This is a genomic window from Actinomadura sp. CNU-125 (assembly GCF_001942465.1).
GTDB lineage: Bacteria > Actinomycetota > Actinomycetes > Streptosporangiales > Streptosporangiaceae > Spirillospora.
The window spans coordinates 21,178-30,871 of the sequence record NZ_MKJY01000595.1; the positions used below are offsets into that span (position 1 = coordinate 21,178).

At 74.7% G+C, this 9,694-nt stretch carries 12 protein-coding genes and 3 pseudogenes; 12 read left to right on the forward strand and 3 right to left on the reverse strand.

Annotation, left to right across the window (positions count from 1 at the left end; translation table 11 throughout):
* The first annotated feature begins 159 nt into the window (after positions 1 to 159).
* From BJF79_RS48635 to BJF79_RS48655, 4 genes and pseudogenes are all read left to right on the forward strand, one after another.
* Positions 160 to 546, forward strand: coding sequence for a YidH family protein (locus tag BJF79_RS48635; protein ID WP_075907360.1), 387 nt, complete (start codon positions 160 to 162; stop codon positions 544 to 546).
* 73 nt (positions 547 to 619) lie between these two features.
* Complete coding sequence (locus BJF79_RS48640; protein WP_083734824.1) at positions 620 to 979, forward strand: DUF202 domain-containing protein; 360 nt, start codon at positions 620 to 622, stop codon at positions 977 to 979.
* 125 nt (positions 980 to 1,104) lie between these two features.
* A pseudogene (locus BJF79_RS48650) lies at positions 1,105 to 1,868 on the forward strand (NAD(P)-binding domain-containing protein).
* 122 nt (positions 1,869 to 1,990) lie between these two features.
* A complete protein-coding gene (locus BJF79_RS48655; RefSeq protein ID WP_083734825.1) occupies positions 1,991 to 2,296 on the forward strand; it encodes a RidA family protein in 306 nt (101 codons plus the stop codon).
* A gap of 4 nt (positions 2,297 to 2,300) precedes the next feature.
* On the opposite strand, the gene BJF79_RS64990 is transcribed toward BJF79_RS48655, so the two are convergent.
* Together BJF79_RS64990 and BJF79_RS64995 are read right to left on the reverse strand one after the other, a co-directional pair.
* Complete coding sequence (locus BJF79_RS64990; protein ID WP_316043588.1) at positions 2,301 to 2,717, reverse strand: LysR substrate-binding domain-containing protein; 417 nt, start codon at positions 2,715 to 2,717, stop codon at positions 2,301 to 2,303.
* Positions 2,718 to 2,754: 37 nt separating this feature from the next.
* A pseudogene (locus BJF79_RS64995) lies at positions 2,755 to 3,207 on the reverse strand (LysR family transcriptional regulator); the annotation flags it as partial.
* A 77-nt stretch (positions 3,208 to 3,284) separates the two neighbouring features.
* Here BJF79_RS64995 and BJF79_RS65005 point away from each other — a divergent pair.
* The 8 genes and pseudogenes from BJF79_RS65005 (at position 3,285) to BJF79_RS57745 (ending at position 8,740) form a co-directional block, all read left to right on the forward strand.
* Positions 3,285 to 3,803 carry an S-adenosyl-l-methionine hydroxide adenosyltransferase family protein gene (locus BJF79_RS65005; RefSeq protein WP_262403681.1) on the forward strand — a complete coding sequence of 173 codons (519 nt, stop codon included), beginning with the start codon at positions 3,285 to 3,287 and terminating at the stop codon, positions 3,801 to 3,803.
* Positions 3,758 to 4,117: an SAM hydroxide adenosyltransferase gene (locus tag BJF79_RS65010; RefSeq protein ID WP_316043587.1), complete on the forward strand. Its 360-nt coding sequence runs from the start codon at positions 3,758 to 3,760 to the stop codon at positions 4,115 to 4,117. The genes BJF79_RS65005 and BJF79_RS65010 overlap by 46 nt, the downstream gene beginning before the upstream one ends.
* A gap of 33 nt (positions 4,118 to 4,150) precedes the next feature.
* Positions 4,151 to 5,005: an ABC transporter substrate-binding protein gene (locus BJF79_RS48670; protein WP_075907355.1), complete on the forward strand. Its 855-nt coding sequence runs from the start codon at positions 4,151 to 4,153 to the stop codon at positions 5,003 to 5,005.
* Positions 5,002 to 5,889, forward strand: coding sequence for an amino acid ABC transporter permease (locus BJF79_RS48675; protein ID WP_075907356.1), 888 nt, complete (start codon positions 5,002 to 5,004; stop codon positions 5,887 to 5,889). The genes BJF79_RS48670 and BJF79_RS48675 overlap by 4 nt, the downstream gene beginning before the upstream one ends.
* Before the next feature lie 94 nt (positions 5,890 to 5,983).
* Complete coding sequence (locus BJF79_RS48680; protein ID WP_410050238.1) at positions 5,984 to 6,634, forward strand: amino acid ABC transporter ATP-binding protein; 651 nt, start codon at positions 5,984 to 5,986, stop codon at positions 6,632 to 6,634.
* A 21-nt stretch (positions 6,635 to 6,655) separates the two neighbouring features.
* Positions 6,656 to 7,072 (forward strand): NUDIX hydrolase, encoded by a 417-nt coding sequence (locus BJF79_RS48685; RefSeq protein WP_075907357.1) that lies wholly within the window; start codon positions 6,656 to 6,658, stop codon positions 7,070 to 7,072.
* Between the two features lie 140 nt (positions 7,073 to 7,212).
* Positions 7,213 to 7,908: pseudogene (locus tag BJF79_RS68180) on the forward strand (CocE/NonD family hydrolase); the annotation flags it as partial.
* Between the two features lie 88 nt (positions 7,909 to 7,996).
* Entirely contained in the window at positions 7,997 to 8,740 is a 744-nt protein-coding gene (locus BJF79_RS57745) for a CocE/NonD family hydrolase (RefSeq protein WP_083734827.1), read from the forward strand.
* Here the strand turns inward: BJF79_RS57745 and BJF79_RS48695 are convergent.
* The coding region (locus BJF79_RS48695) for a DMT family transporter (protein WP_262403683.1) at positions 8,715 to 9,694 on the reverse strand (980 nt) is incomplete at its 5' end. The genes BJF79_RS57745 and BJF79_RS48695 overlap by 26 nt on opposite strands.

Here is a 9,694-nt window from a genome sequence, read left to right on the forward strand (position 1 = left end):
AACACCCACTCGACCTGGCACGTCACGGCTCCGCCCGCACTATTCCCAGCTGTTGGATGGGAAATACCGACAATTTAACAATTGCGCCCATCGCCTAATATGAAGGGACGAGAGCGGCATCCGGCCGCCCATTTCCCCGAATGCAGGTTCGACACGCCGATGACCGCGACGCGTTCCCCCGACTCTCCCGGCGGCTGGACCGGCCGCCTGCTCGCCGAGGGCAGCGACCCCGACCCGCGCTTCACCCTCGCCAACGAGCGGACCTTCCTCGCCTGGATCCGCACGGCGCTGGCCATGGTCGCGGGCGGAATCGGCGTGGCCCTGGCCGGTGATCTGGTGGACGCGCCGCTCCGGCACATCCTCGCGATCGGCTTCTCCGCCACCGGCGCGCTGGTCGCCGCATTGGCGTTCCGCCGCTGGCTGCGCACCGAGCGCGCGCTCCGCCGCGACGAGACCCTCCCGCTCCCGGCGCTCGCCCCGCTGATGTCCTACGGCCTGGCGATCGCCGCGATCGCCCTGGTCGCCGCTCTGCTCATCACCCGATGACCGTCCCCGGCGGACGTCCCGCGAACCGTCCGAGACCGTCCCCCCGCCCCGCCGAGTCCCGGCGGCGGGCACCATGCCGGGGCCGGACGGCGCGCCGGGGGCTCCGGTGACCCGACATGGCCGGGGGCCGGGGCTCTGGGACCGGGGGGCGCAGCCGGAGCGGACGGCGCTGGCGTGGTCGCGGACGACGCTGGCGCTGGTCGTCGCGGGCCTGTTCTGCGTGCGGCTGGCGCCGTCGGCGTTCGGCGCGGCGACGGCGGCGGCGGTGCGTGTGCGGGGCCGCCGCGCTCCAGTTGCGCCGGACGCGCGCGAGCCTGCGGCGGCGCGGCACCGGCTGGCGCGCGGGGAGCGGGTCGCCGATCCCGGATCGGTCCTGCTGGCGACGGGCGTGACGATCCTGCTGGCGTTCGTCGGGATCCTTTTCGCGGTCTGAACGAGCCATGCGCGATCCGCATGGCCGCCCTGAGAGATCTTCGCTGGTGGAATGGTCCGGAGCCGCTTAGCGTCGGCGGCATGACGAAGATCGCCTTTCTTGGACTGGGGCGGATGGGCGCCCCGATGGCGGCGCGGCTCCTCGACGCCGGGCACGACCTCACCGTGTGGAACCGCACTCCCGCCGCGGCCGCGCCGCTCGCCGCCGCCGGGGCGTCGCGCACGACACCCCGGCGGCGGCGGCCGCGGGCCGCGAGCTGGTCGTCACGATGCTCACCGACGGGCGGGCGGTGGAGGACGCGCTGTTCGGGCCGACGGCGCGGCCGCCGCGCTCGGCCCGGGGGCGGTGGTCGCCGACACCTCCACGATCGGCCCGGACGCCGCGCGCCGCGTCCGGGGGCGGCTGGCCGGACGGCGTCGGGTACGTCGACGCGCCCGTGGTCGGCAGCGTCCCGCAGGCGGAGGCGGGCGGGCTGGAGGTCCTCGCGGGCGGCGACGCCCCCGACGAGGACCGCCTGCGCGGCCGTCCTGTCGGCGTTCGGGCGGGTCCACCGGGTGGGTCCGGCCGGGACGGGCGCGGCGCTGAAGCTGGTCGCGAACGCGGTGCTCGTCGCGAACTTCGCCGTGCTCGGGGAGGCCCTCGCGGCGGCGGACGCGCTCGGCGTCGACGCGTCCGAGGCGCGCTGGACGTCCTCGGCATCGGCAGCCCGCAGGCCCGCCGGGTGCGGGAGGCCCGCGCGGACGCGACGCCCCGCTTCACGCTGGCGCTCGCCGGCAAGGACCTCGATCTCGCCGTCGGGGCGGCCCGGCCACCGGCCGGGGGGCTGCTGGCGGCCGCGCACCGCCGGACGGCGGCGGCGCTGGCCGCGGCCTCGGCTACCGCGACCTGACCTCCCTCGCGGAGCACATCGCCGCGGACGCGCCGACGCGCATCGTCCACAGCGACCCGGCGACCGTCCCGCCGCCGCCGACGCCCCTCTACTCGCACGCCGTCCACGTGACGTCCGGGCCGATGCTGTACGTCTCGGGGCAGGTCGCCCTCGGCGCGGACGGGGAGATCGACGGGCGGGGCGACATGACCCGGCAGTCGGAGGTCGTCTTCTCCCTGCTGGAGCGGATCCTCGCGGCGCACGGCGCGGGGTTCGCCGACGTGGTCAATATCCGCACGTTCCTGACGGATCTGGACCTGCGCCGGGAGTACGGGGAGGTCCGGGCCCGGTACTTCCCCGGCAAGTCCCCGACGAGCACGACCGTGGAGGTGCCCCGGCTCTTCCACCCGGACGCCCTGCTGGAGGTCGAGGTCGTCGCGGCGGTCTAGCCGGTCAGGTCGGCGGCGACGTCCCGCAGGTCCGCCAGGAACGCGGTGACGGCGGGCGACCTGCGGGCGTGCCGCCCCACGACGGCGTAGACGCTCCGGCGCGGCGGACCGGGCGCGCCCCCCTGCGCGACGGGGCGCAGCACGACGGCGTCCCGCGCCGCCGCGCGGCCGCCAGGGCCGGGACGAACGTGACCCCGAACCCCTCCGCGACCAGGCCCAGCTTCGAGAGCCATTCGGCGGCCCGCAGCGGGGTGCGCGGGACGAACCCGGCGGCCTCGCACCGGGCGTGCAGGGCGGCGACGGCGGCGGGCTCGTCGGCGACGATCCACGGCTCGTCCGCGAGGCCGTCGAGGGGGACGCGGCGCCGCGCGGCCAGCGGGTGGGCCGCCGGGAGGGCGACGAGGAGGTCGTCGTCGAGCAGCGGGACCGGGTCGCGCGGGGGCGGGGGCCTTGTGCGTGCTGACGACGGCGAGGTCGAGGTCGCCCGCGTCGAGCATCGGCATTAGCCGCTCGGTGAGGCCTTCCCGCAGGACGGCGTGGACGCCCGGGTGGCGGGACCGCAGCCGTGCCAGCGCGCGCGGACGAGCGCGACGATCGGATCGGGAACGCGCCGAGCCGCAGCGTCCCGGCGTCGAGGCGGCGCAGCCCGTCGAGGGCGCGGGCGGTGTCGGCGAGCCGGTCGTGCAGGGCGCGGGCGTGCGGCAGCAGGTGCTCGGCGGCGGGGGTCGGACGGACGCCGCGGGCGCGCGCGCGAACAGTTCGACGCCGCAGAGGTCTTCGAGGGCGGCGATCTGCCGGGAGACCGCCGACTGGGTGTAGCCGGCGGCGGACGCGGCGGCGGTGAAGGAACCGAGGTCGGCGACGGCGACGAACGTCCGCAGCAGGACGGGGTCGAGGGCTTCGGGGCGCATCGCACGTGAGCATACGGGGCCCGGGTTGGTACGCTTTGCGCCTTACCCTCCGTCATCACCGCTGGTCCGAGGTGTCCATGCCCGATCACCGTCCGTTCATCAGCCTGGCGACCGATTTCGGCGCGGCCTACACCGGCATCTGCGCGGGCGTGATGTACGGAATAGTCCCGGACGCGAACGTGCTGGTGCTCAGCGACGAGATCACCCCGTTCGACGTCCGGGAGGGCGCGATGCTGCTGCGGCAGGCCCTGCCGTACCTGCCGGTGGGCGTGCACGTCGGGATCGTCGACCCGGGCGTGGGGACGCCCCGGCGGCCGGTCGCGGTCCGCACCGGGCGCGGCGACGTGCTGGTCGGCCCGGACAACGGGCTGCTGGTCCCGGCGGCCGAGACGCTCGGCGGGATCGTCGCGGCGCACGAGCTGGAGAACCCCGCCCACCGGCTGCCGTCGGTGTCGGCGTCGTTCCACGGCCGCGACGTCTTCTCCCCCTCGCCGCCGCGCACGCCGCCGCCGGGACGGACGTCGCCGAGTTCGGCCGGGCCGTGGAGCCGATGCCGCTCGACGTTCCCGCCCCGGTCGTCGCCGAGGGCGAGCTGACCGCCCCCGTCCTGTACACCGACAGGTTCGGCAGCCTGGTGCTGGGCGCGGAGCCGGACGACCTCGCCGCCGCGTTCGGCCCGCTCGCCCCCGGCACCCCGCTGGACGTCGCCTGGACCGTTCCGGACGCCCCCGGACGAGGCGAGCGGATCCCCTTCGCCGAGACCTTCGGCGGCGTCGCGCCCGGCCGCCCGCTGCTGTGGATCGACTCGTCCGGCCGGCTCGGCCTGGCCGTCAACCAGGGCTCGGCGGTCGCCGTCCTCGGCCTGGCGGGCGCGACGTCGATCACCCTCCGGGCCGTCCGGCCCGCCTAGACCCCGAACAGAACAACACACCTGGAGCCCCCCGTGTCCCGCCGCTACCTGCCCCTGCTGACGGGGCTCGCCGCGCTCGTCCTCGCCGGCACCGCCTGCGCCCCCGAGGAGACGTCGACGGCCGAGGCGCCCGCCTCGTGCGCCAAGGAGGACCTGAACCTCAAGACGCCCGGCAAGCTGACGGTCGCGACCGACAAGCCGGCGTTCGAGCCGTGGTTCTCCGGCGACGACCCGTCCAACGGCGAGGGCTTCGAGAGCGCCGTGACGTACGCGGTCGCCGAAGAACTCGGCTTCGCCGAGAACGAGGTCGCCTGGACGGTGCAGCCGTTCGACTCCGCGTACGCGCCCGGCCCGAAGAAGTTCGACTTCGACGTGAACCAGATCTCGGTCACCCCGGAGCGGGCGAAGGCCGTGACCTTCAGCGACGGCTACTACACCGTCCGGCAGGCCGTCGTGACGCTCGGCGACTCGAAGTACGCGGGCGCGACGACGATGGCGGAGCTGAAGGACGCCTCGATCGCGGTGCAGGTCGGGACGACCTCGCTGCAGGCCGTCAAGGAGCAGATCGCGCCCGGCGAGCAGCCGAAGGTGTTCAACACGCAGATCGACGCGGTGAACGCGCTGAAGAACGAGCAGGTGGACCTGCTGGTCGTCGACCTGCCGACCGCGTTCTACGTCACCGCCGCGCAGATCGACGGCGCGAAGATCGTCGGGCAGCTCCCGCACCGGGACGGCGACACCGAGCACTTCGGGCTGCTGCTGGAGCGCGGGAACCCGCTCGTGAGCTGCCTGAACGAGGCGATCGGCGCGCTGAAGTCGTCGGGTGAGCTGCAGAAGATCGAGGACAAGTGGCTGGCCGCCGAGGGCGACGCCCCGCTGCTGAAGTGAAGACGCCGACCGAGGACGGGGCGCCGCGCGGCGGCCCCGCGTGGGTGAAGAGCGAGCGGCAGTTGGAGCGCGAGCGGCGGCGGCGCCGCGCGGGCGTCCGGTCGGCGTCGCTGGCGACCGTGTCGAGCCTGCTGTTCGTCGCGGTGGTCGCGGGCGTGGTGGTGTCGTCGCCGGGCTGGCCGCGGGTGCACGACACGTTCTTCGACTGGAACGAGTTCACCGGCGCGCTCCCGGACGTCCTGCGCGGCTTCTGGCTGAACGTCCAGATCTTCCTGGTGGCCGAGCCGCTGATCCTGCTGCTGGGGCTGCTGGTCGCGCTGGCGCGGGGGCTGCGCAACCCGCTGTTCTTCCCGCTGCGGGCGCTCGCGATCGCCTACACGGACGTGTTCCGGGGCATCCCCACGATCCTGCTGGTGTACCTGGTGGGGTTCGGGCTTCCGGCGCTGCGGCTGCAGGGGATCCCGGACAGCCCGGCGGTGCTGGGCGGGTTCGCGCTCGTCCTGTCCTACGGGGCGTACGTCGCGGAGGTGTTCCGGGCGGGCATCGACTCGGTGCATCCGAGCCAGCGCGCGGCGGCCCGGTCGCTGGGGCTGAGCCGGGCGCAGTCGCTGCGGTTCGTGGTGCTGCCGCAGGCCGTGCGCCGGGTCGTCCCGCCGCTGCTGAACGACTTCGCGTCGCTGCAGAAGGACACGGCGCTGGTCGCGGTGCTCGGCCCGCTGGAGGCGCTGCGGCAGGCGCAGATCCACTCGGCCGAGACGTTCGACTACACGCCCTACCTGGCGGCGGCGGTGCTGTTCGTGGCGCTGACGGTGCCGCTGGCCCGGTTCACCGACCATCTCGCGGCGCGCGCGGAGCGCCGCCGCGCCCCCGGAGGCGGCACATGAGCGACCCGCTGCTGCGCGTCGAAGGCGTCTGGAAGACCTACCGGTCGCATCCGGTGCTGCGCGGCGTCGATCTGGCGTCGCGCGGCATGAGGTGGTGTGCCTGATCGGCGCGTCCGGTTCCGGCAAGTCGACGCTGCTGCGCTGCGTGAACGTGCTGGAGACGGTGGACGACGGGGCGATCTTCCTGGAGGACGAGGAGATCACCGATCCGGACGCCGATCCCGACGACGTCCGCAAGCGGATCGGGATGGTGTTCCAGTCGTACAACCTGTTCCCGCACATGTCGGTGCTCGACAACATCACGCTGGCGCCCGTCCGGGTGCACCGGCGGAAGCGGCGGGAGGCCGAGGAGCAGGCGCGGGAGCTGCTGGCCCGGTTCGGGCTGGCGGACAAGGCGGGCGAGTTCCCCGACCGGCTGTCGGGCGGGCAGCAGCAGCGGGTGGCGATCGTCCGGGCGATGGCGGGGCGGCCGAGCCTGCTGCTGCTGGACGAGGTGACGTCGGCGCTCGACCCGGAGCTGGTCACCGAGGTGATGGGCATCATCCGGGAGCTGAAGGAGTCGGGGATGACGATGATCCTGGCGACCCACGAGATGGGGTTCGCGCGGGACATCGCCGACACCGTCTGCTTCCTGCACGACGGCGTCCTGCTGGAGCGCGGCCCCGCGGAGCGGATCTTCTCCGATCCGGCCGAGCCGCGCACCCGCGAGTTCCTGAGCCGCGTGCTGGAGTCCCGGCGGCTCTAGCGTCCGGCGATACTGGGCGGCATGCCTGATTCGATCGCCGAACTGGACGTCGTCGCGTGGGTGCGGATCGTGGACGGGCGGCTGCTCGCCGTCCGGTCGCGCGGCCGTGACCTGCTGTACCTGCCCGGCGGCAAGCGGGAGCCGGGCGAGAGCGACGCGGCGGCGCTGGCGCGGGAGGTGCGCGAGGAGCTCGGGCTGGAACTGGAGCGGGCGTCGCTGCGGGAGCTGGGCGTGCTGCGCGCCCCGGCGCACGACCAGCCCGCGTTCGAGCACGTCCGGATGGCGTGCTTCACGGCGGACGCGCGGGGCGCGATGGCGGCGTCGGGCGAGGTGGACGAGTTCCGGTTCGTCGCGCCGGACGAGCGGCGCCTGCTCGCGCCCGCCGCGCGGGCGGCCCTCGACCTCGCGGTGGAGCGCGGGCTGCTCGGCGAAGGGTAATCGTTCGGCATTTCGTTGACGCCCAACGCGAAAGTGCCTAACGTCGGTACGCCCTGCCCCGCGCACCGGGAGTCCGTCCGATGACGAAGCTCGACCGTCCAGCCGTCCCCGTCACGACGACGCTCGACCAGCCGATCGAGATGCGGGACGGCACGATCCTGCGGGCGGACGTGCACCGCCCGGCGGCGGGCGGGCCGCACCGGACCGTCCTCGTGCGCGGCCCCTACGGCGAGCAGGTGTTCCGCTCGCAGCCGGTCGGCGCGTTCCTGCACGCGGGCATGGCGGTGGTGCTGCAGCACTGCCGGGGGCGCGGGAGCAGCGACGGCGAGTTCGTCCCGTGGGAGAACGAGGGCCGCGACGGAGCCGACACGGTGGCGTGGATCGCGGCGCAGCCGTGGTCGAACGGCGAGGTCGTCGCGTCGGGGGTGTCGTATCTCGCGGGGTGCGCGCTGCAGCTCGCGGCAGAGCGGCCCGACGGCCTGAAGGCCGTGGTGGCGTCGATGACCCCGCACGACTTCTACGAGGGGCTGAAGTACCACGGTGGCGCGTTCGCGGTCGGGTCGGCGTTCCACTGGGGCTCCCTGCAGGGGCTGCTGGGCGTCATGCACGGCATCGCGGGCGGGCGGCCGCCGGGCGACGGGTTCGCGACGCTGCTGGGCGTGCTCGCCGACCCGGACGAGGCCCTGCGCACGACGCCCGTCCGCGACATGCCGGGCGTGTCGGAGATGTTCCCGTTCTGGCGCGACTGGACGGACCATCCCGAACGCGACGAGTACTGGGAGGGCGTCGCGGAGACGCTCCGGCACGACCGGATCGACGTGCCCGTCCTGCACACGGCCGGATGGTTCGACGTGTTCCTGCGCGGCACCCTGGAGAACTTCCGCCGGATCCCCGGCGGACGGCTGATCATGGCCGTGGTCGCACCTGTCGCAGGCGTCCGGCGTCGGGGAGCTCGACTTCGGGCATTCGGCCGCCGCCGCGACCGCGCTGCTGGAACCGACGCAGATCGGGTTCCTGAGCGGATCGACCGACGGCCCGAAGGTCCGGTACTTCACGATGGGCGCGAACGAGTGGCGGGAGGCCGAGGCGTGGCCGCCGCCCGGATTCACCGGCACCCCCTACTACCTGCACGCCGACGGGACGCTCTCCCCCGACGCGCCGGACGCGGACGCCGCGCCGTGCGCGTTCGTCCACGACCCGGACGACCCCGTGCCGACGCACGGCGGCGGGCTGCTGCTGCCCGACCCGGTGAACGTGGGCCCCCGCGACCAGCGCGCGATCGAGGAGCGCCCCGACGTCCTGTGCTTCACCACGCCCGTCCTGAGCGCGGACGTCGAGGTGACGGGGCCGGTCACGGCGGTGCTGCACGCGGCGACGTCCGCGCCGGGCGCCGACTGGACGGCGAAGCTCGTGGACGTGCGGCCGGACGGGCGCGCGATGGGCGTCACGGACGGGATCGTCCGCTCCCCCGGCGACCGGACGCGGCACGAGATCGACCTCGCCGCCACGAGCCAGACGTTCCGCGCGGGGCACCGGATCCGGGTCGAGATCGCCTCGTCCAACTTCCCCCGCTTCGACCGGAACCCGGCGATGGTCCGCGCGGACCACACCGTGTTCTGCGACGCGGCCCGCGCGTCCCGGATCATCCTGCCGGTTCGGGCGTCCTGACCTGCCGGTTCGCCAGCAGCACGCCCGCCCCGCCCAGCACCAGCCCGACGACCGCCAGCGGGTGCAGCGACTGGCCGATCAGCAGCCACGCCATGACGGCGGTGACGGACGGCGTGAGGAAGAACAGGGTGCTGACGCGGCTCGCGGAGAACCGCTGCAGCATGGTGTTGAGCAGCAGGAACGCGGCGATGGCGTTGACCAGGACCATCCAGGCCACCGAGCCGCCGAACTTCGTCCAGTCCGAGACGTGCGGCGTCTCCAGCGCGAGGCTCAGGACGCCGACGGCGGGGGCGGCGGCGAGGAGCTGCACGGCGGTGCCCGACCGGACGTCCATGTCGGGCACGAACCGCTTCTGGTAGAGCGTCCCGGCGCTGAGGCCGACGAGGCCGAGCAGGCACAGCAGCACGCCGCCGGCCGACAGGCTGAGCCGGTCGGCGACGGCGAGGGCGACGCCCGCGGCGCCGAGCGCGAACCCGGCCCACTGGCGGGCGGTGACGGTCTCGCCGAGGAACCGGGCGGCGAGCGCGATCACGACCGGGTTGAGGCCCTGCACGAGCGACACGACCGCGGCGGGAAAGCCCAGGTCGAGCGCGGTGTAGAAGCTGCCGAACTGCACGGCCTGGATGAGCAGGCCGGTGACCGCGAGGTGCGCGAGCGCCCGGCCGCGCGGCCACGCCGCCCGGACGGCCAGCGCGTACCCGGTGAGCAGCAGCCCGGCGAGGCCGAACCGGGCGAACATCAGCAGCAGCGGCGGCGCCGACTCCACGCCCGGGACCCCGGCGATGAACGCGCTGCTCCACAGCAGGACGAACAGCGGCGGGGCGACCGCCATCGGCCCGGCCCGGCGCGGCGCGGACGGACCGGGCGTGCCGGACGGGCCGGGCGTGCGGCCGCGGAGGCGTGTCGGCGTGGCCGACGGCATGGCTGATCCTTCGATTCGAGAGGCGGAGGCGG